A 19,557-nucleotide genomic window follows, 5' to 3' on the forward strand; every position below is an offset into this window, starting at 1 on the left:
CTGAGCGTCAGGGCGTCACTCGCTGCAAATGCGCCCGGACCGAAGCGCTGAGCTCCGGGTTGGCCAGGGCGAGATCGATCGTTGCCTCGAGGAAACCCTCTTTGCTGCCGCAGTCGTAGCGCTTGCCGTCGTAGCGGAAAGCCTGTACGCGCTCCTTGCCGATGAGGGCCGCGATACCGTCGGTCAATTGAATCTCGCCGCCCGCGCCACGCGGCTGACGCCGGATGCTGTCAAACACCGTCGGCGTGAGGATGTAGCGGCCAGCGACCGCCAGCGTCGAGGGCGCTTTTTCCGGTGCAGGCTTCTCAACCATGGCAAACACCTCGGCCAGCGGCGCATCGACGCCGTGCACATCCACCACCCCGTAGCGCCGGGTCTCGGAGCGCGGCACATCCTGCACGGCCAGCACAGTGCCTGGGCTTTGATCGAATGCCTTCACCATTTGCGCCAGCACGGTGTCACCGCCCTGCATCTGCTCCCGACCGATCATGAGGTCGTCGGCCAACAACACGGCGAATGGCTCATTGCCCACCATGCGCTCGGCACACAGCACCGCGTGTCCCAAGCCGAGCGCGCGGGGCTGACGCACATAGAAGCAGTCCATGTCGTCAGGCTTGATCGAATTGACCAAGGCCAGCAAAGCGCCTTTGCCGGCAGCTTCCAGTTCGGCTTCAAGTTCGTAGGCCACGTCAAAGTGGTCCTCGATGGCGCGCTTGTTTCGCCCTGTCACGAAGATCATTTCGCGGATGCCAGCGGCATAGGCCTCCTCCACCGCGTACTGCATCAAGGGCTTGTCCACGACCGGAAGCATTTCCTTCGGGATGGCCTTGGTGGCTGGCAGGAAGCGGGTGCCGAGGCCACCCACAGGGAAGACGGCTTTTCGGATCGTCATAGCGTGCAGAAGTTGGGTTTCGGTTGTCAAACTGACCGCCCATAATACCGATGGCCTATGTCGATGCACCGACATGTACCCAAGTGGCACCGCCAATCGCGGGCGAAACTCACACATTGCAATGAACATCACACCCGTCGTGCTTTGCGGCGGCTCGGGCACACGCCTGTGGCCACTGTCTCGCCAAAGCCTGCCCAAGCAGTTTGTGCCTCTGGTGGGCGACAAATCACTCCTTCGCCTGACATTGGAACGTTTGGCCTGGTGTGGCGCGCCGGCAGTGTGCGTGGCGTCTGAGGATCACCGCTTTCTTGTCGCCGACGAAATGGAACGTGCCCGGCAGCCTGGCACGGTCATCCTGGAACCGGTGGCTCGCAATACCGCGGCGGCCATGGCGTTGGCCGCATTGCACTGTGCCGACGATGCCCTGCTGCTGTTCTGTCCGTCCGACCACCACATCCCGGACGCCTCTGCATTTGCAGACACCGTCCGGCAAGGGGTGGCGGCCGCGCGGGCTGGTGCCATCGTCACCTTTGGCGTCGTCCCGACATTTCCCAGCACCGCCTACGGATACATCGAAGAGGGCGAAGTTCGCTCCGATGGCAGTCGCCGCGTGGCGCGCTTCATCGAGAAGCCCCAGGCCGCCGCCGCGCAGCAGATGTTGCTCAAGGGCGGTGTGCTCTGGAACGCCGGCATCTTCCTGGCCACGGCCTCCACGCTGAAAGGCGCATTGCGTCGCCACGCCCCCGACATCCTGTCGGTCTGCGAGCAAGCGATGGCCAATGCACGCACCGAATCGCTCTCCGGCCTGCAATTCGTGCGCCCGGATGCCGACACGTTCGGCGCCTGCCGGTCTCAAAGCATCGACTACGCGGTCATGGAGCCGCACGACAATGTGGCGGTGGTGCCGTTCCAGGGCCGTTGGAGTGACGTGGGCAGCTGGAACGCAGTGGCCGATCTGGCACCAGCCGACGGCGAAGGCAACCGCGTACGTGGCATGGGCCATGCGCTGCATTCGCGCAACACGTTTATCCACGCACCGCATCGCCCGGTGGTGGCACTGGGTACACAAGACTTGCTCATCGTGGACACGCCGGACGCTCTCCTCGTGGCCCAACGCGACCACGCGGAAAAGGTCAAGGACGTCGTGGCCCACCTGGCCAACAACGCCGTGCCCGAAGCCGCTACCCATCGGCGAGTGGCTCGCCCCTGGGGCTGGTACGACAGCATCGACATGGGAGACCGCTTCCAGGTCAAACGCATCGGCGTCAAACCAGGCGCCTCGCTGAGCCTGCAAAAACACCATCACCGGGCCGAACACTGGATCGTCGTACGCGGAACGGCCGAGGTCACGCGAGGAGAGGACGTCTTCCTGATGTCGGAAAACCAGTCCACCTACATCCCCATCGGCGAGGTTCACCGCCTGCACAACCCCGGGAAGATGGAGCTGGAGATGATCGAGGTGCAGTCTGGCGCCTACCTGGGCGAAGACGACATCGTTCGTCTGGAGGACCGCTACGGTCGCCAACCCAAAACCACATGAGCACCGCCACCATGAAAATCTTGCTCACTGGCGGCGCAGGCTATATCGGCAGCCACACCGCCGTTGCCCTGATCGAAGCCGGGTTTGATCCCATCGTCCTCGACAACTTTGCCAACAGCCACCCCGAGGTGCTGGCACGCCTGGCGCGCATCACGGGTCGTTCGCTGACCCTGGAACGCGGCGATCTGCTCGAGACCGCCTGGTTGACCGATGTGCTGCGCCGCCACGCACCGGTGGGTGTGGTGCACTTTGCCGGCGACAAGGCCGTTGGCGAAAGCGTGGCGCAACCCCTCAAGTACTTCCACAACAACCTCGGCGGCGCCATCAGCCTGCTGCGGGCCATGACCGAGGCTTCGCAAGACCTGCCGGCGGCCCCCACCCTGGTGTTTTCCAGCAGCGCCACGGTGTATGGCGACCCCGCAAGCGTGCCGATCACCGAAGACTTTCCCCGCAGCCACACCAACCCCTATGGCCACACCAAGCTGGTCATCGAGGACATGCTGAGCGCCCAGTTGCGCGCGCAGCCGCATTGGCGCATCGGGGTACTGCGCTACTTCAACCCGGTGGGTGCTCATCCGAGCGGCCTCATCGGCGAAGACCCGAACGGCATTCCGAACAACCTCATGCCGTTCGTGGCCCAGGTGGCGGTTGGCGTGCGCGACCACCTCAACGTGTTTGGTGACGACTACCCGACGCCCGACGGCACCGGCGTGCGCGACTACATCCACGTGATGGACCTTGCGCGCGGACACGTCGCAGCGCTCCAAGCGCTGCTGGGTCGCGGCGACAGCTTCACGGTGAACCTGGGCACCGGCCGCGGCAACAGCGTGCTGGAAGTCGTCAAGGCCTTCGAGAAGGCCAGCGGCCGCACCGTGCCCTACCGAATCGCGCCCCGGCGCGAGGGCGATGTGGCGCAATGCTGGGCCGACCCCGCGCTGGCCAAACGGCTGCTGGGCTGGCAGGCTGTGCACACGCTGGATGAAATGTGCGCCGACGCCTGGCGCTGGCAGAGCGGCAACCCCAGCGGCTATCGCAACTGAGGTCGCAACCTCAGTTGCAATGGAGCGGGCTCAGCGAAGCTGAAACCCTGCCGACTGGGCAGCGTGGTACATGCCCTCACCCACGCTGGCGCCGAAGCGACGCGCCAGCCGCAAGCCAAGGTTCTCGCGCTGGGTGTAGTCGACGATGTCGTCGGCCTTGACCACTTCGCGCGCCACATAGTCAAGATTGCCCAGGCCGTCGGCCAGCCCGTTCTTGACCGCCTGCTGGCCGCTCCAAACCAGGCCACTGAAGGTGTTGGCGTCTTCCTTGAGCCGATCGCCGCGACCCTTCTTGACCACCGCGATGAACTGCTGGTGGATCTCGTCGAGCATGGCCTGCAGGTAGGCCTTCTGCTCGTCATCCTGAGGGCTGAACGGATCGAGCAACGCCTTGTTGCGCCCCGCCACCATCAGGCGGCGCTCCACGCCCAGTTTGTCCATGAGCCCGGTGAAGCCAAAGCCGTCCATGAGCACGCCGATGCTGCCGACCAGACTGGCCTTGTCGACGTAGATGTCATCGGCGGCCGATGCAATGTAGTAGGCGGCCGAGGCGCAGGTCTCTTCCACCACCGCATAGACCTTCTTGCCGTGCAAGGCCTTCAACCGATGGATCTCGTCGTTGATGATGCCGGCCTGCACCGGACTGCCACCGGGGGAATTGATCAGCAACACCAGCGCCTGCGCGCCCTTGTCCTCGAATGCCGACTGCAGCGCCGGCAGCACGTTCTCGGCACTGGCTTCGGCACCGTCGGCAATCGTGCCCTTGATTTCGATCAGTGCGGTGTGGGGCGTCGAAGGCTGCGAGGTGGCGCCCCCCTCGGCCTTGAAGGCCAGCCAGACAATGGCACCGATCACCAGCAACCACGCCAGCCGGAAGAACAGGCGCCAGCGGCGCGCGGCGCGCTGCTCCTGCAACTGCGCGAACAGCAACTTCTCGATCGTGTCGCGCTCCCAGACAGGGCCGACCGGTCGCGGCGTGCCATGGGCATTGAAGTCATCGTTCATGGTGGTCTCGGATCAGAATTCGACGGGCTTGAGATGGTACTGCGAGCGCCAGTGCACCACGCCGTCGAACTCGACCAGTTCGATCTTGAACAAGCCGCCACGGCAGGGGCCCCCTCGGCACTCGCCGGTATCGGGCGCATAAGCCGCGCCATGCGTGGCGCACAGCAACCATTGGGCGCTGTCGTCAAAAAACTGGTCCGGCTGCCAGTCCAGCTCCATCGCCACATGGGTGCAGCGGTTCAGGTAGGCATGCGCCTCGCCGCGGTAGCGAATGGCGAAGGCCCGGCAGGTCTGCCCCGCGTAGTTCACGTCGAAGGACACGCCACGACCACCGTCGCTCAGATCGTCGCTGCGGCACAGCGGATGAAGGTCTGCGTCGCCAGCATCCATGGGCCCTCCTCAGGCGTTGTCACTGAGCCATTGATGCAGCTCGGCCACCGAATGCGCCACATGCAGGGGCGACAGTGCGTGAAACGTATCGGGCTCGTGGGCACCGTAGCTCACGCCCACACTTGCGCAGCCTGCGTTGACCGCCATCTGCAGGTCGTGCGTGGTGTCGCCGATCATGAGCGTGCGCTCTGGCTCGACACCGAACTCGCGCATCAGCTCATTGAGCATCACCGGGCTGGGCTTGCCCGCGGTTTCGTCGGCTGTGCGCGATCCATCGAACACGCCCTGAAGTGCCTGGAGGCGCAGCACGTCGTCGAGACCGCGGCGGCTCTTGCCGGTGGCCACGGTCAGCCAGTGGTGGCGCGCCTTGAGTTCTTCCAGCATCGGCAGCACCCCATCGAACAGGCTCAGATCGTTCTGGTGCGCGATGTAGTGATGGCGGTAGCGGTCGCCAAGGCGCGGGTACAGGTCGGGCGGCACATCGGGCGCCGCATGGGCCAGCGCCTGCATCAGGCCCATGCCGATCACGTAGCTGGCTTGTTCCCGGGTGGGGGGCTGGCCGCCAACATCGGCCACCGCCAGCTGAATGCAGCGGGCAATGACCGCGGTTGAGTCGTAGAGGGTTCCGTCCCAGTCGAAGGCAATGAGGTCGAAGCGTCGCGGCATGGGGCGATGCTACCGGGCCCGCGCCTCAGTCGACCTTGGCGCCTGCCAGAAACCACTGCCCGATGAGGGCACGCTCGTCGTCGGTGATGCCGGTGGCGTTGTTCAGCGGCATGGTGCGCGCCACGACAGCCTGCTGGTACACAGCCTGCGCATGGCGCTGCAGCTCAACGGGCGAATCCAGACGCACGCCCTTGGACTGCAAGGCCTCACCGTGGCACATGACGCAGCGCTGCGCGACCACGGCCTGCACGGCACTTGCCGTCACTTCCACCGGCACGGCCTTGGCCGTCACCGGCGCCGGCCGCAGCCAGGCGATGAGCGCGACCAACACCACCACACCTGCCAGCGCGTAGGGCCAGGGGTGGGCGTTGCGCCCGAGCTTGAAGCCGTGGCGCAGCACGAAGAACTGCCGGATGGCGGCACCGGCCACCATCATGCCGACCAGCACCCAGCCGTTGTGCGGGTGGGCGTAGGTGAAGCTGTAGTGGTTGCTCAGCATCGCGAACAGCACGGGCAGCGTGAAGTAGGTGTTGTGCACGCTGCGCTGCTTGGCGCGCTGCCCATGCACCGGATCCACCGGCTGCCCGCCCTTCAACGCGGCCACCACCTTGCGCTGGCCCGGAATGATCCAGACAAAGACGTTGGCGCTCATCGCGGTGGCCAGCATGGCGCCCACCAACAAGAAAGCGGCACGGCCCGCGAACAGTGTCGTTGCGAGGTGGGCGGCCAGCACGACCAGCACCACCACCGCGGCACCGACCTTGGCGTCGCCGTTCTTCGTCTGGCCCAGCGTGCGGCAGATCGCGTCATACGCCAGCCAGAACACCACCAGGAAGCCAACCGCCGAGGCGATGGCCGCCGACGGCGACCAGGCATGCACGTTCGGGTCGATCAGGTAGACCGTCGGACTCCAGAGGTAGGACACGGTGAACAGCGCGAAGCCCGACAGCCAGGTGGAGTAGCTCTCCCAGTAGAACCAATGCAGGTGCCCCGGCAATTGCGGTGGCGAGACCGCGTACTTGACCGGGTGGTAGAAGCCGCCACCATGGACGGCCCACAGTTCACCGGTGGCACCGTCGCGACGCAGGGACTCGTCCTCTGGCGTGGTGAGGCTGCTGTCGAGAAAGACGAAGTAGAAGGAGGACCCGATCCAGGCGATGGCGACGATCACGTGCAGCCAGCGCAACAGCAGATTGGCCCAATCGAGCAAATAGGTTTCCATGGCACCTCGTAGAGGGACGGCAAAGGCCGTCCGGCATTTCGACTCACCACCGCGGGCGCTCTGAGCCGACCGAGGGCCGCGATACACGGTGCGCCCCATGGGCATGCACACCGGCTCCGCTGCGACCACCAACGCCGCGCAGTGTATCGGCTCAGGCGCCCTGCGGGCGTCGGGATTCCTCCAGCAACAGTTGTGCCGCCACCGAGGCGGCGATCACGGCCGGGGCTTTGCCCACGATGCCAGGCATGCCGATCGGGCAGGTCACCCGCGCCAGCAACGGCTCGTCGTATCCGCGCGCCTCGAGCCGGTGCCGAAAGCTCGCCCATTTGGTGCGGCTGCCGATCAGCCCGATCAGGCCCAGGTCATCGTGCGCGCGCACACGGCTGAGGCAGGCGGCCACGATGTCGAGATCTTCGGCGTGCGAAAAACTCATGATCAGCACGTGCGAGCCCGGGGTCAGCGTCGCCACTGCGCCCTGTACCGGCGCGGAGTGCTCGGCAATCACGTTGGGGGGCAGCGGCTGGGGAAACACCTCATCGCGGCTATCCACCCAGGTCAGCGCGAACGGCAGCGGCGCCAAGGCTTGCACGATGGCATGACCCACATGGCCACCGCCAAACAGCGCCACGGGCGTGGCCATGGACGCCAGCCGGGCCGCCAGCCCGTCCACCGACGCTGCATCCACCCATTCGTAACGCAATGTCACGGCGCCCCCGCAGCATTGACCCAGCGAAGGACCAAGCGTGACCGATTGCACATCTGTTCCAGCCGTGCGTCGCGACAGCAGTGTGCGGGCGCGGCTTATCGCGTTCCATTCGAGCTGTCCGCCGCCGATGGTGCCCAGCGCACCGTGTTCGAACACCGCCATCCAGGTGCCTGCCTCCCGAGGCACCGACCCGCGAGACTCGATCACCGTGACCAGCACCGCCGGCGCCTCGCGCAGACGGCATAGAAAAGTATGCAGTTCAGGCGAGGCCTGTGGCGCCGACGACATGGAAGCTGTATGGATCTGTAAGAGGACTCAAGCGCCGTGAGTATCGACCGAAGCGACAGATGCACTGTGCGAAACCGCACATACACTGCATCCGCCGCGCGGTATGGCACCCCGGGGCACCGACCGACCTACTCGAGACGACGAGCATGACGACACGAGACATCCCACCCGCACCGCGGCCAGAAGGCGCCGCGAGCCGACTCCAGGCCCTGCGCTGGACCGGCGTGACCATTGCCGCGCTGCTGGCCGCTTGTGCCGCGCCGCTGCCACCCCCGCCGCCGCCACCGCCCCCACCACCGCCCATGCCCGCTCCCCCCCCGTCCAAACCGGTGAGCCGCGCGCCCGCGCCCAAGGACATTTCCGAGGCCGCCTCGCCGCTCGAGTACCGCAAGGACGGCGCACGCCACATCTATGCCCAGAACGGCAGCCGCATCTACAAAGGCAAGCTGCCGCCACTGCTGCACGCGGTGGGCGTGCTGCAGGTCGACGTGGACGACCGCGGCAACGTACAGAAGATGAACTGGATGCGCGCGCCCAGCCACGCACCCGACGTCATGCGCGAAATCGAACGCACCGTGCGCGCCGCATCGCCCTTCCCCGCGCCTGTGCGCATGGGCCACGTCACCTACACCGACGTCTGGCTCTGGGACAAGAGCGGCAACTTCCAGCTCGACACGTTGACCGAGGGTCAGCGCAGCAAATGATCTCCAGGGGGTTGAATGTTTGGGCCCGCTTCGGCGGGCCTTTCTTTTTTCCTCAGCTGCCGCGGTAGGTTGAGTAGCTCCAGGGGCTGACCAGCAGGGGCACGTGGTAGTGCTGCTCGGTATTGGCGATACCGAAGTCCAGCGCCACCCGGTCCAGGAACCGGGGTTCCGGCAGCGCCACGCCACGTGCGTCGAAATAGTCCTTCACGTCAAAGAGCAGCCGGTAGGTGCCCTGTTTGAGCGACGCGTTGTCGAGCAGCACGCCGTCGGGATTGCGCCCGTCGGCGTTGAGCACAAAGCGCTTGATCAGCGTCGCTTCATCACCATTGGTGCGAAACAGCGCCACTTGCATGCCCTCGGCAGGGCAGCCGTGCATCGTGTCCAGAACGTGGGTACTCAGGCCCATGGCGCCATCCTCTTCAAGTTTCAGTCGACTGAAAGTGTATACAGTTTGAGTCGATTCTGGCTATCATGCCGCGCATGGAAACCTCCAGCACGGCCCAGATCGTCGAGTCACTGACCCGGGCCATCGTCGAACACCGCCTGCGCCCCGGCACCAAGCTGGCCGAGCAGAAACTGGCCGACCATTTCGGCGTGTCACGCACCCTGGTCAGGCAAGCGCTGTTCCAGCTGTCGCAGAACCGGCTGATCAAACTGGAGCCCGCCAGAGGCGCGTTTGTCGCCACGCCGTCCGCCGACGAGGCCCGACAGGTGTTTCACGTGCGGCGCATGCTCGAACTCGAAATGACCCGCACCTTTGCGCGCCAGGCCACCGTCCCCATGCTGCGTGCGCTTCGCGAGCACATCGCGCAGGAGCGCGCTGCGGTGGACCAGCAGGACGTGCCCGGGCGCACCGAGCTGCTGGGCGACTTTCACGTGCGCATCGCCGAACTGCTGGGCAACCAGGTGCTGGCCGACCTGTTGCGCGACCTGATCTCGCGCTGCGCCCTCATCACGCTGATGTACCAGTCCAGCGAAGCCGCCGCCGACTCCAGCGATGAGCACACCACCATCGTCAAGGCCCTGGCGGCACGCGATGAGGCGCTGGCGGTCAGGCTCATGGAACAACACCTGCTTCATGTCGAAGCGGGCCTGGCCTTTGATCGCAAGGCGCCCGCCAACGATCTGTCTCTTGCCCTCGCGCCCTGACGGCGCCATTGCAGTGCCCACCACGCCATGACCTACGACGCCACAGCCCCCTACCCGCGCGATCTGCGCGGCCACGGCCGCAACCCACCTCACGCCCGCTGGCCCGGCGGTGCACACATCGCCGTGCAGTTCGTGCTCAACCACGAAGAGGGCGGCGAGAACAGCGTGCTGCACGGTGACGACGCCTCCGAGCAGTTTCTGTCCGAGATGTTCAACCCCGCGGCCTACCCCGCGCGGCACATGAGCATGGAAGGCATCTACGAATACGGCTCGCGTGCGGGGGTCTGGCGCATCCTGCGCGAGTTCGAGCGCCGCGGCCTACCTTTGACCATCTTTGGCGTGGCCAGCGCCCTGCAGCGCTGCCCGGACATCACCGCCGCGTTCGTCGAACTCGGCCACGAGATCGCCTGCCACGGACTCAAGTGGATCCACTACCAGAACGTGGACGAGGCCACCGAGCGCGCCCACATGGCCGAGGCCATGCAAATCATCAGCACCCTCACCGGCCAGCGCCCGCTGGGCTGGTACACCGGCCGCGACAGCCCCAACACGCACCGCCTGGTGGCCGATTTCGGTGGTTTCGAGTACGACGCCGACTATTACGGCGACGACCTGCCCTTCTGGATGAAGCTGCACAAGAGCGATGGCAGCGTGGCACACCAGCTGATCGTGCCCTACACGCTCGACTGCAACGACATGCGCTTTGCACTGCCGCAGGGCTACTCGCACGCCGACCCGTTCTTCCAGTACCTCAAGGACAGTTTCGACGTGCTGTACGCCGAGGGCGACCCGAACGGGCTGGACCGGCCCAGGATGATGAGCATTGGCATGCACAGCCGCCTGCTGGGGCGCCCAGGCCGCATCACCGCGCTGCAGCGCTTCCTGGACCACATCCAGTCGCACGACAAGGTGTGGATCACGCGCCGGCTCGACATCGCGCGCCACTGGCGCGCCCACCACCCGCAGCCGGAGTGACGCCATGGCTCTCACCCTCGATCAACTCAACAGCGCCAGCGTCGCCGAAGCGGTGCAACTGCTCGACGGCCTGTACGAGCATTCCCCCTGGGTGGCGGAACGCGCCATGGCGCAGCGCCCGTTTGCGACGCTCGCCGCCCTCAAATGGGCCCTGGTGACCACACTGGCCGCGGCCTCGCGCGGCGAGCAGCTGGGTCTCATCCGCGCTCACCCCGAACTGGCCGGCAAGGCCATGGTCGCGAAGTCGCTGACCGCCGAGAGCACTGGCGAACAAAGCCGCGCCGGCCTGACCAACTGCACCCCTGAAGAGTTCGCGCTGCTGCAACGCCTCAACACCGACTACAACGCGCGCTTCGGCTTTCCGTTCATCCTCGCGGTGCGCGGCCCGCGCGGCAGCGGCCTGTCGCGCCAGCAGATCATTGCGACCTTCGAGCGTCGGCTGCACAACCCCATTGACTTCGAGCGCGAAGAGGCACTGCGCAACATCCACCGCATTGCCGAAGTGCGACTGGCCGACAAGTTCAACGCCGAGCCCGCGCTGGGCCACCGCGTGTGGGATTGGCACGAAGACCTCGCACGCCACAGCGACCCCGGTTTCAAGGAGCAAGGCCAGCTCACGGTGACCTACCTCACCGAGGCCCACCTGGCCTGCCAGCGCGACCTGATGGCGCAGATGACCGCGCTGGGATTTGACGAGGTGAGCCGCGACGCGGTGGGCAACATCGTGGGCGTGTACCACGGCAGCGATCCCACCGCGCCGCGATTGCTCACCGGCAGCCACTACGACACCGTACGTAACGGTGGCAAGTACGACGGGCGCCTTGGCATCTTCGTGCCCATGGCCTGCGTGGAGCGACTGCACCAGGCCGGTCGCCGCCTGCCGTTCGGCATCGAGGTGGTGGCCTTCGCCGAAGAGGAAGGCCAGCGATACAAGGCCACCTTCCTTGGCTCGGGCGCGCTCACCGGTCACTTCAACCCCGACTGGCTCGCGCAGACCGACGCCGATGGCGTGAGCATGGTTGACGCGATGCGCAGCGCCGGCCTGCCGGCATCGCTCGACGCCATCCATGCCATCCAGCGCGACCCATCGCGCTACCTGGGCTTCATCGAGGTCCACATCGAGCAGGGGCCGGTGCTCAACGAGATGGGCCTGCCCCTGGGCGTGGTGACCTCCATCAACGCCAGCGTGCGCCACGTGGGCGAAGTCATCGGCATGGCCAGCCATGCGGGCACCACGCCCATGGACCGGCGTCGCGACGCGGCCTGCGCCGTGGCCGAACTGGCCTTGTATTGCGAACGACGCGCCACACAGGACGGCGATTCGGTGGCCACCATCGGCCTGCTCAACGTACCGGGTGGTTCGATCAACGTGGTGCCTGGCCGCTGCACTTTTTCGCTCGACCTGCGCGCTCCGCTCGACGCGCAGCGCGATGCGCTGGAGCGCGACGTGTTGTCTGAACTCCAGGCCATCTGCGAGCGCCGTGGCCTGGCCGTGAAGCTGGAGAAAACCATGGCCGCGTCGGCAGCGCCGAGTGCGCCCGAGTGGCAGGCCCGTTGGGAGCGTGCAGTGGCCGCACTCGGCCTGCCCGCGCACCGCATGCCCAGCGGCGCCGGCCACGACGCCATGAAGCTGCACGAGGTGATGCCGCAAGCCATGCTCTTCGTGCGTGGCGAGAACAGCGGCATCAGCCACAACCCGCTGGAGAGCAGCACCAGCGACGACATCGAACTGTGCGTGCTCGCCTTCGAGCACGTCCTGAACCAACTGGCGAACGAGACCCCATGACCATGACCCCCTACCAGACCCTCGACGCCTGGATCGACGCGCATTTCGACGAGCAGCTGGCGTTTCTGCAGCAACTGGTGCGTGTACCCACCGACACACCACCCGGCAACAACGCGCCGCATGCCGAGCGCACAGCCGAGTTGCTGGCGGCCATGGGCATGACCGCAGAGAAGCACGCTGTGCCCGCGGCCGACGTACAGGCCGCGGGCCTGCAAAGCATCACCAACCTGATCGTGCGTCGCCGCTTTGGCGATAGCGGCCCTGTCGTCGCCCTCAACGCCCACGGCGACGTGGTGCCGCCCGGCGAAGGCTGGACACACGACCCCTACGGCGGCGAGATCGTCGATGGCGCCATGTATGGCCGCGCCACCGCCGTCAGCAAAAGCGACTTCTCCAGCTTCACCTTCGCCTTGCGGGCGATCGAGGCGCTGGGTCTGCCGCTCAAGGGTGGTGTGGAACTGCACTTCACCTACGACGAGGAGTTCGGCGGCGAGCTGGGCCCGGGCTGGTTGCTCGACAAAGGCCTCACCCGCCCCGATCTGATGATCGCGGCCGGCTTCAGCTACCAGGTGGTCGTGGCGCACAACGGCTGCCTGCAGCTGGAAGTGACGGTGCAAGGCGAGATGGCGCATGCCGCCATACCCGACAGCGGCACCGATGCGCTGCAAGGCGCCACGCACATCCTCAACGCGCTGTACGCGCTCAACCGCGACTACCAGCAGGTGCGCTCCGAGGTCGAGGGCATCACCCACCCCTACCTCAACATCGGCCTCATCCAGGGCGGCACCAACACCAACGTCATCCCCGGCAAGGTGGTCATCAAGCTCGACCGGCGCATGATCCCCGAGGAGGACCCCGCACAGGTGGAGGCCGATCTGCGCGCCACCATCGAGCGTGCCGCGGCCAGCTACAACCCGCCGCGCGGCGGCAAAGCCCTGCAGGTGCAGGTGCGCCGAATGCTGCTGGCCCGCGCCATGCGGCCGCTACCCGGCAACGCGCCGCTGGTGAAGGCGCTGCAGACCCACGCGAGCGAGCTCTTCGGTGAATCCGTGCCCGCGGTGGGCACACCGCTCTACACCGATGTGCGCCTGTACGTTGAACGCGGCATCCCGGGTGTGATCTATGGCGCAGGCCCCCGCACCGTGCGCGAGTCCAACGCCAAGCGCGCCGACGAGCACGTGCGCCTTGACGACCTGCGCCGCGCCACCAAAGTGGTGGCCCGCACGCTGTTCGATCTGCTTTCCATGGGCTGATACCCCAACACGGGTCGGCGCGCCCGGTGCCAGAATCGTCCGGGCAAGGCCACACAACCAGACAGGAGACCACCATGACGCCCGCTGAACAGGCGCTGCGCGACGCCGCCTTCGAATACCACCGCTCGCCCCGCAAGGGCAAGATCGCGGTGGCCCCCACCAAGCCCCTGTCCAACCAGCGCGACCTGTCGCTGGCCTACTCGCCCGGCGTGGCCTACCCATGCCTGGCGATTCAGGAAGACCCCAACCTGGCGGCCGAATACACCAGCCGCGGCAACCTGGTCGGCGTGGTCACCAACGGCACCGCGGTGCTGGGCCTGGGCGACATCGGGCCACTGGCCGGCAAACCGGTGATGGAAGGCAAGGGCTGCCTGTTCAAGAAGTTCGCAGGTATTGACGTCTTCGACATCGAACTCGCCGAGAAAGACCCGGACAAGCTGGTCGACATCATTGCCGCGCTCGAACCCACGCTGGGCGGCATCAACCTCGAGGACATCAAGGCGCCCGAGTGCTTCTATATCGAGAAGCAGCTGCGCCAGCGACTGAACATCCCGGTGTTCCACGACGACCAGCACGGCACCGCCATCATCAGCGCCGCTGCGCTGCTCAACGGTCTGGAGCTGGTGGGCAAGGCGATCGGCGAGGTCACTGTGGCGGTCTCCGGCGCCGGCGCGGCGGCCATCGCCTGCCTGGACGTCATGGTGGGCCTGGGTGTCGCGCGCGACCGCATCTTCGTGTGCGACTCCAAGGGCGTTCTCTACCAGGGGCGCCCGGGTGGCATGGACGAGTCCAAGACCCGCTACGCCCAGGTCACCGACAAGCGCACGCTGGCCGACGCGGTCAATGGCGCCGATGTGTTCCTCGGCTGCTCGGCCCCAGGCGTGCTTACCGCCGAGATGGTCAAAACCATGGGCAGCCAGCCCATCATCCTGGCGCTGGCCAACCCCGAGCCCGAGATCCGGCCCGAGCTGGCCAAGGCGGTGCGCCCCGACTGCATCATCGCCACCGGGCGCAGCGACTACCCGAACCAGGTCAACAACGTCCTGTGCTTCCCCTACATCTTCCGCGGTGCGCTCGACTGCGGCGCCACCCGCATCACCGAGGAGATGAAGCTCGCCTGCGTGCGCCAGATCGCCGACCTGGTGAAAAGCGAGACCAGCGAGGAAGTGGCCAACGCCTACGCCGGGCAAGACCTCAGCTTCGGTCCCGACTACCTCATCCCCAAGCCCTTTGATTCGCGCCTGATCCTGCGCATCGCGCCGGCCGTGGCGCAAGCAGCGGCCGAATCCGGCGTGGCCACACGGCCCATCGCCGACATGGACGCCTACCGCCAGGAGCTGGGTCGCTTCGTCTACCAGACCGGCATCCTCATGCAGCCCATCTTTGGCGCTGCACGCGCGCAGCCGAAGAAGCAGCGCGTGGCCTATGCCGACGGCGAAGACGAGCGCGCGCTGCGCGCAGCGCAGATGGCCATCGACGACCGGCTGGCCCACCCCATCCTGATCGGCCGCCCGGCGGTCATCGAGGCGCGCATCGCCAAGGCCGGTCTGCGCATGAAGCTCGGCGTCGACGTGGAGAACGTCAACCCGGAAGACGACCCGCGCTTTCGGCAGTACTGGGAGCACTACCACCGCCTCATGGGTCGCCAGGGCGCCACGCCTGAGGTGTCCAAGGCCGCGGTGCGTCGCTCCAACACCATCATCGGCTCGCTCATGATCGCGCTGGGCGACGCCGACGCGCTCATCTGCGGCCTGGTCGGCAGCTACATGACGCACCTGGAGCGCGTCGACACCATCCTGGGCCACCGCGAAGGCGCACACCTCTACGCCGCACTCAACGCCCTCATGACCGATCGCGGCCCGGTCTTCATCGCCGACACCTACGTCAACGAAGAACCGAGCGCCGAAGACCTGGCCGAGATCGCCTGGATGGCGGTGCAGGAGGTGCAACGCTTCGGCCACCCGCCGCGCGTGGCCTTCCTCTCGCACTCCAGCTATGGCTCCAGCAAGCGCGCCTCGGCGCGCAAGATGGCGCAGGCCCGCGACCTGTTCGTGGCCGCGCACCCCGGCATCGAGTGCGACGGCGAGTTGCACGGCGACGCCGCACTGCAGCCCGAGATTCGCCAGGCCTACCTGGCCGAGGGCACGCTGCAAGGCTCGGCCAACCTGCTCATCTGCCCCAACCTGGATGCGGCCAACATCCTCTACAACGTGATGAAGACCACCACCAGCGGTGGCGTCACGGTGGGCCCCATGCTCATGGGCGTGGCCGGCGCGGTGCACATCCTCACGCCGGCGGCCACCGTGCGGCGCGTGCTCAACATGACGGCCCTGGCAGCGGCCCAGCGCTAAGCACCCATAGGGCTTCCCCGCGGTGGCGGCATGCACCACCGCGGGTAAAAAGCGAACCGAAACGGTGCGCACAGCACTGTGACCGTGCACCGTTTCAGGGTATGTCAGGATGACCGCCCCAACCCCCGTACGGACAATGTGTATACACATTCGGTGTGCAAAACACGAACCACGGTCCGGCATACCCCTGCCCGGTACTGGCACCGATGTTGCTAACTCAGTTGCCGTACGCCGCAACGACGGCGATGCCTCGCCGACCTTCAACACCCGCCAGCCCTGGAGAAACCATGATCAAACGCCGTTTCCTGCAGACCACCGCCGCGCTGGCCGCGGTTGCCGCCTTCTCGGGCGTTGCGCACGCGCAGACCCCCATCAAGTTCCAGCTCGACTGGCGCTTCGAAGGCCCCGCCGCCCTGTTCCTGCACCCCGCCGCCAAGGGCTATTTCAAGCAGGCTGGTCTGGACGTGACGGTGGACTCGGGCAACGGCTCGGGCGGCACCGTCACCCGCGTGGCCTCCGGCACCTATGACATGGGCTTTGCCGACATGGCCGCCCTGATGGAGTTCCACGCCAACAACCCCGACGCACCGAACAAGCCGGTCGCGGTGATGATGGTCTACAACAACACGCCGGCCGCGGTGCTCGCGCTCAAGAAGAGCGGCATCACCAAGCCCGCTGACCTGGAAGGCAAGAAGCTCGGCGCGCCGGTGTTCGATGCCGGCCGCAAGGGCTTCCCGATTTTCCAGAAGGCCAACAACATCAACAACGTGGCCTGGACCTCGATGGACCCGCCGCTGCGCGAGACCATGCTGGTTCGTGGCGACATCGAAGCCATCACCGGCTTCTCGTTCACCTCGCTGCTCAACCTCGAAGCGCGTGGCGTCAAGGCCGAAGACATCGTCATCCTGCCCTACGCCGACTACGGCGTGAAGCTGTACGGCAACGCCATCATTGCCTCGCCCAAACTCATCGCTGAGAACCCGGCCGCCGTCAAAGCCTTCCTCACCGCCTTCGCCAAGGGTGCCAAGGAAGTCATGGCTAATCCGGCCGTGGCGATCGAGTCGGTCAAGGCGCGCGACGGCATCATCAACGTCGGCCTCGAAACGCGCCGCCTGGCGCTGGCCGTGGACGCCGTGGTGGCCAGCCCGGACGCCCGCAAGGAAGGCTTCGGCCAGGTCGTGCCGGGGCGCCTGGCGCTGATGGCTTCGCAAGTCTCCGACGCCTACAACACCAAGACCCGCGTCGACCCGACCAAGATCTGGAACGGCTCGATGCTGCCCAGCGCCGCCGAGCTCAACGTGCTGCCGCCGGCCAAGAAGTAACGGCCCGCGCCCGCCACGATGTCAGCGACGAGGCCAGCTGCCCACCGGTAGCTGGCCTTTCTTTCAAGGGACGCCCATGAACACCCCCACCGCCGCCGCCGACGACGCGTTTGTCGATTTCGACGAAGTCTGGCTGGCCTACAACGAAGAGTTGCTCGCGAAGAATGTCTTCGCGGTCGAGGACATCAACCTCAAGGTCAAGCGGGGCGAGTTCATCGCCATCGTCGGGCCGTCGGGTTGCGGCAAGTCCACCTTCATGAAGCTGACCACCGGCCTGAAGATGCCGAGCATGGGCAGGATCCGCATTGACGGCCAACCCGTGACTGGCCCCTTGAAGATCTCGGGCATGGCGTTTCAGGCGCCGTCGCTGCTGCCCTGGCGCACCACCATCGACAACGTGCTGCTACCGCTGGAGATCGTCGAACCCTTCCGCCAGCAGTTCAAGGACCGCAAGCGCGAGTTCGAAGAGCGCGCGAAGAAGTTGCTGGCCAGCGTGGGGCTGGGCGGCATGGAGAACAAATTTCCCTGGGAGCTCTCGGGCGGCATGCAGCAACGCGCCAGCATCTGCCGCGCGCTCATCCACGAGCCCAAGATGCTGCTGCTCGACGAGCCCTTCGGCGCGCTCGACGCTTTCACCCGCGAAGAGCTGTGGTGCACGCTGCGCGACCTGTGGGAGGCGCAGCGCTTCAATGTCATCCTGGTCACGCACGACCTGCGCGAATCGGTCTTCCTGGCCGACACGGTGTACTGCATGAGCCGCAGCCCCGGGCGCTTCGTGGTGCGCCGCGAGATCGAGATCCCGCGCACGCGCGAGCTTGAAGTGACCTACACCCGCGAGTTCAGCGACATCGTGCACGAGCTGCGGGGCCACATCGGCGCCATGCGCCAGAGCGGCATGGTCATCAATCAGTGAGGCACACATGACTGGCAAACAACGCAAGAACATCGAACGCTTCTCGCCCTGGCTGCTGCTGATCGCGATCATCATCATCTGGGAGGTGATCACCCGTGGCTTCGGCGTCTCGGAATTCATCTTCCCCAGCCCGTCGCGCATTTGGGAACAGACGATGGAGCACCAGACCACCATCCTGGGCCACGCCTGGCGCACCTTCTGGGTCACCATGGCCGGCTTTGGCATCGCCATCGTGGTGGGTGTGCTGCTGGGCTTTCTGATTGGCAGCTCGCGCATCGCCTACGCGGCTGTCTACCCGCTGATGACGGCCTTCAACGCCCTGCCCAAGGCGGCCTTCGTGCCGATCCTGGTGGTGTGGTTCGGCATCGGCATCGGGCCGGCCATTCTCACGGCTTTCCTGATCAGCTTCTTCCCGATCATGGTGAACATCGCCACCGGCCTCGCCACGCTCGAGCCCGAGCTGGAAGACGTGCTGCGCGTGCTGGGTGCCAAACGCTGGGACGTGCTCACCAAGGTCGGCCTGCCGCGCTCCATGCCCTATTTCTTCGGCTCGCTCAAGGTCGCCATCACGCTGGCCTTCGTGGGCACTACCGTGTCGGAGATGACGGCGTCGAACGAAGGCATCGGCTACCTGCTGATCTCGGCCGGCTCGTCCATGCAGATGGGCCTGGCGTTCAGTGGCCTGCTGGTGGTCGGCGCCATGGCCATGGCCATGTACGAGCTGTTCAGCTTCGTCGAGAAACACACCACGGCCTGGGCGCACAGAGGATCACAGGGCTGATCGCTGCATGACGCCGGAACAGGTTGCGCGCCACCTGCGACGCGCCAACGATGTGGCGCGCCGGGCCGCTGCCATGGGGCGCCACCCGTTTGGTGCGCTGCTGGTAGCGCCCGATGACGAGACGGTGCTGGCCGAGCAAGGCAACATCGACACGGTCAACCACGCCGAGGCCACGCTGGCGCGACATGCGGCCAGCACCTACCCCGGCGCCTACCTGCGCCAGTGCACGCTGGTCACCACCTTCGAGCCCTGCGCCATGTGCGCCGGCACCATCTACTGGGCCGACATCGGGCGCGTGGTCTATGGCGCGAGCGAAGAAGCCCTGCTCGCGCTCACAGGCTCGCACGAAGAGAACCCGACGCTCTCGCTGCCGTGTCGTGAGGTGTTTGCGCGCGGGCAGCGGGCGGTCGAGGTGGTCGGGCCAGTGGCTGAACTGGTGGACGAGATGGTGGAACCGCACAAAGGGTTCTGGGCCTCTCGCTGAGGCGATCTCCGGGGGGCTGCGGTGGGCGGCAACCGCGATGTCCGGCTCCGCTCATGTCCCCCGCGAAGGGCTGCGCCCTTCGCTCCTCCT

Annotated in this window: 19 protein-coding genes; 12 read left to right on the top strand and 7 right to left on the bottom strand. The window is 66.3% G+C overall.

Annotation, left to right across the window (positions count from 1 at the left end; translation table 11 throughout):
* Window positions 1-7: 7 nt before the first annotated feature.
* On the bottom strand, window positions 8-892 hold the full coding sequence (galU, locus tag KF871_RS04375) for a UTP--glucose-1-phosphate uridylyltransferase GalU (protein WP_291138784.1): 885 nt from the start codon (window positions 890-892) through the stop codon (window positions 8-10).
* A 121-nt stretch (window positions 893-1,013) separates the two neighbouring features.
* Here galU and KF871_RS04380 point away from each other — a divergent pair, with 121 nt between their 5' ends.
* Entirely contained in the window at window positions 1,014-2,432 is a 1,419-nt protein-coding gene (locus KF871_RS04380; RefSeq protein WP_291138786.1) for a mannose-1-phosphate guanylyltransferase/mannose-6-phosphate isomerase, read from the top strand.
* Between the two features lie 11 nt (window positions 2,433-2,443).
* Window positions 2,444-3,472, top strand: a complete 1,029-nt coding sequence (galE, locus tag KF871_RS04385) for a UDP-glucose 4-epimerase GalE (protein WP_291138788.1) — start codon at window positions 2,444-2,446, stop codon at window positions 3,470-3,472.
* A 30-nt stretch (window positions 3,473-3,502) separates the two neighbouring features.
* Here the strand turns inward: galE and KF871_RS04390 are convergent, their stop codons facing one another.
* From KF871_RS04390 to xdhC, 5 genes are all read right to left on the bottom strand, one after another.
* Complete coding sequence (locus tag KF871_RS04390; RefSeq protein ID WP_291138790.1) at window positions 3,503-4,477, bottom strand: S49 family peptidase; 975 nt, start codon at window positions 4,475-4,477, stop codon at window positions 3,503-3,505.
* Between the two features lie 12 nt (window positions 4,478-4,489).
* A complete protein-coding gene (locus KF871_RS04395; RefSeq protein ID WP_291138792.1) occupies window positions 4,490-4,867 on the bottom strand; it encodes a Rieske 2Fe-2S domain-containing protein in 378 nt (125 codons plus the stop codon).
* Window positions 4,868-4,876: 9 nt separating this feature from the next.
* Window positions 4,877-5,533 (bottom strand): HAD family hydrolase, encoded by a 657-nt coding sequence (locus KF871_RS04400; protein ID WP_291138794.1) that lies wholly within the window; start codon window positions 5,531-5,533, stop codon window positions 4,877-4,879.
* Window positions 5,534-5,558: 25 nt separating this feature from the next.
* A complete protein-coding gene (locus KF871_RS04405) occupies window positions 5,559-6,755 on the bottom strand; it encodes a urate hydroxylase PuuD (RefSeq protein WP_291138796.1) in 1,197 nt (398 codons plus the stop codon).
* A gap of 151 nt (window positions 6,756-6,906) precedes the next feature.
* Window positions 6,907-7,749 carry a xanthine dehydrogenase accessory protein XdhC gene (gene xdhC / locus KF871_RS04410; protein WP_291138798.1) on the bottom strand — a complete coding sequence of 281 codons (843 nt, stop codon included), beginning with the start codon at window positions 7,747-7,749 and terminating at the stop codon, window positions 6,907-6,909.
* A 224-nt stretch (window positions 7,750-7,973) separates the two neighbouring features.
* Here xdhC and KF871_RS04415 point away from each other — a divergent pair, with 224 nt between their 5' ends.
* On the top strand, window positions 7,974-8,453 hold the full coding sequence (locus KF871_RS04415) for a hypothetical protein (RefSeq protein WP_291139231.1): 480 nt from the start codon (window positions 7,974-7,976) through the stop codon (window positions 8,451-8,453).
* Window positions 8,454-8,505: 52 nt separating this feature from the next.
* On the opposite strand, the gene uraH is transcribed toward KF871_RS04415, so the two are convergent.
* Window positions 8,506-8,859, bottom strand: coding sequence for a hydroxyisourate hydrolase (uraH, locus tag KF871_RS04420; protein ID WP_291138800.1), 354 nt, complete (start codon window positions 8,857-8,859; stop codon window positions 8,506-8,508).
* A 65-nt stretch (window positions 8,860-8,924) separates the two neighbouring features.
* On the opposite strand from uraH, the gene KF871_RS04425 reads away from it, so the two are divergent.
* The 9 genes from KF871_RS04425 to KF871_RS04465 all read left to right on the top strand — a co-directional run bounded on the left by KF871_RS04425 (window position 8,925) and on the right by KF871_RS04465 (window position 19,467).
* Entirely contained in the window at window positions 8,925-9,602 is a 678-nt protein-coding gene (locus KF871_RS04425; protein ID WP_291138802.1) for a GntR family transcriptional regulator, read from the top strand.
* 27 nt (window positions 9,603-9,629) lie between these two features.
* Window positions 9,630-10,577 (top strand): allantoinase PuuE, encoded by a 948-nt coding sequence (puuE, locus tag KF871_RS04430; protein ID WP_291138804.1) that lies wholly within the window; start codon window positions 9,630-9,632, stop codon window positions 10,575-10,577.
* A 4-nt stretch (window positions 10,578-10,581) separates the two neighbouring features.
* Window positions 10,582-12,363, top strand: a complete 1,782-nt coding sequence (gene uraD / locus KF871_RS04435) for a 2-oxo-4-hydroxy-4-carboxy-5-ureidoimidazoline decarboxylase (protein ID WP_291138806.1) — start codon at window positions 10,582-10,584, stop codon at window positions 12,361-12,363.
* A 2-nt stretch (window positions 12,364-12,365) separates the two neighbouring features.
* Window positions 12,366-13,616 (top strand): M20/M25/M40 family metallo-hydrolase, encoded by a 1,251-nt coding sequence (locus KF871_RS04440; protein WP_291139234.1) that lies wholly within the window; start codon window positions 12,366-12,368, stop codon window positions 13,614-13,616.
* A gap of 74 nt (window positions 13,617-13,690) precedes the next feature.
* Complete coding sequence (locus KF871_RS04445) at window positions 13,691-15,967, top strand: NADP-dependent malic enzyme (RefSeq protein ID WP_291138809.1); 2,277 nt, start codon at window positions 13,691-13,693, stop codon at window positions 15,965-15,967.
* Between the two features lie 287 nt (window positions 15,968-16,254).
* Complete coding sequence (locus KF871_RS04450) at window positions 16,255-17,289, top strand: ABC transporter substrate-binding protein (protein ID WP_291138810.1); 1,035 nt, start codon at window positions 16,255-16,257, stop codon at window positions 17,287-17,289.
* A gap of 76 nt (window positions 17,290-17,365) precedes the next feature.
* A complete protein-coding gene (locus tag KF871_RS04455; protein WP_291138812.1) occupies window positions 17,366-18,202 on the top strand; it encodes an ABC transporter ATP-binding protein in 837 nt (278 codons plus the stop codon).
* 7 nt (window positions 18,203-18,209) lie between these two features.
* Window positions 18,210-18,983, top strand: a complete 774-nt coding sequence (locus KF871_RS04460) for an ABC transporter permease (protein WP_291138814.1) — start codon at window positions 18,210-18,212, stop codon at window positions 18,981-18,983.
* Between the two features lie 7 nt (window positions 18,984-18,990).
* On the top strand, window positions 18,991-19,467 hold the full coding sequence (locus KF871_RS04465; RefSeq protein WP_291138816.1) for a nucleoside deaminase: 477 nt from the start codon (window positions 18,991-18,993) through the stop codon (window positions 19,465-19,467).
* Window positions 19,468-19,557 lie beyond the last annotated feature (90 nt).

The sequence above is a fragment of the Hydrogenophaga sp. genome, from assembly GCF_019635465.1.
Classification (GTDB): Bacteria; Pseudomonadota; Gammaproteobacteria; order Burkholderiales; family Burkholderiaceae_C; genus Hydrogenophaga.

Coding starts and splice junctions, on each gene's coding strand:
- galU (WP_291138784.1), bottom strand. CDS start 892: ATGACGATCCGAAAAGCCGTCTTCCCTGTGGGTGGCCTCGGCACCCGC.
- galE (WP_291138788.1), top strand. CDS start 2,444: ATGAAAATCTTGCTCACTGGCGGCGCAGGCTATATCGGCAGCCACACC.
- KF871_RS04400 (WP_291138794.1), bottom strand. CDS start 5,533: ATGCCGCGACGCTTCGACCTCATTGCCTTCGACTGGGACGGAACCCTC.
- KF871_RS04460 (WP_291138814.1), top strand. CDS start 18,210: ATGACTGGCAAACAACGCAAGAACATCGAACGCTTCTCGCCCTGGCTG.
- xdhC (WP_291138798.1), bottom strand. CDS start 7,749: ATGTCGTCGGCGCCACAGGCCTCGCCTGAACTGCATACTTTTCTATGC.
- KF871_RS04405 (WP_291138796.1), bottom strand. CDS start 6,755: ATGGAAACCTATTTGCTCGATTGGGCCAATCTGCTGTTGCGCTGGCTG.
- uraH (WP_291138800.1), bottom strand. CDS start 8,859: ATGGGCCTGAGTACCCACGTTCTGGACACGATGCACGGCTGCCCTGCC.
- uraD (WP_291138806.1), top strand. CDS start 10,582: ATGGCTCTCACCCTCGATCAACTCAACAGCGCCAGCGTCGCCGAAGCG.
- KF871_RS04390 (WP_291138790.1), bottom strand. CDS start 4,477: ATGAACGATGACTTCAATGCCCATGGCACGCCGCGACCGGTCGGCCCT.
- KF871_RS04465 (WP_291138816.1), top strand. CDS start 18,991: ATGACGCCGGAACAGGTTGCGCGCCACCTGCGACGCGCCAACGATGTG.
- KF871_RS04445 (WP_291138809.1), top strand. CDS start 13,691: ATGACGCCCGCTGAACAGGCGCTGCGCGACGCCGCCTTCGAATACCAC.
- puuE (WP_291138804.1), top strand. CDS start 9,630: ATGACCTACGACGCCACAGCCCCCTACCCGCGCGATCTGCGCGGCCAC.
- KF871_RS04425 (WP_291138802.1), top strand. CDS start 8,925: ATGCCGCGCATGGAAACCTCCAGCACGGCCCAGATCGTCGAGTCACTG.
- KF871_RS04450 (WP_291138810.1), top strand. CDS start 16,255: ATGATCAAACGCCGTTTCCTGCAGACCACCGCCGCGCTGGCCGCGGTT.
- KF871_RS04440 (WP_291139234.1), top strand. CDS start 12,366: ATGACCCCCTACCAGACCCTCGACGCCTGGATCGACGCGCATTTCGAC.
- KF871_RS04380 (WP_291138786.1), top strand. CDS start 1,014: ATGAACATCACACCCGTCGTGCTTTGCGGCGGCTCGGGCACACGCCTG.
- KF871_RS04395 (WP_291138792.1), bottom strand. CDS start 4,867: ATGGATGCTGGCGACGCAGACCTTCATCCGCTGTGCCGCAGCGACGAT.
- KF871_RS04455 (WP_291138812.1), top strand. CDS start 17,366: ATGAACACCCCCACCGCCGCCGCCGACGACGCGTTTGTCGATTTCGAC.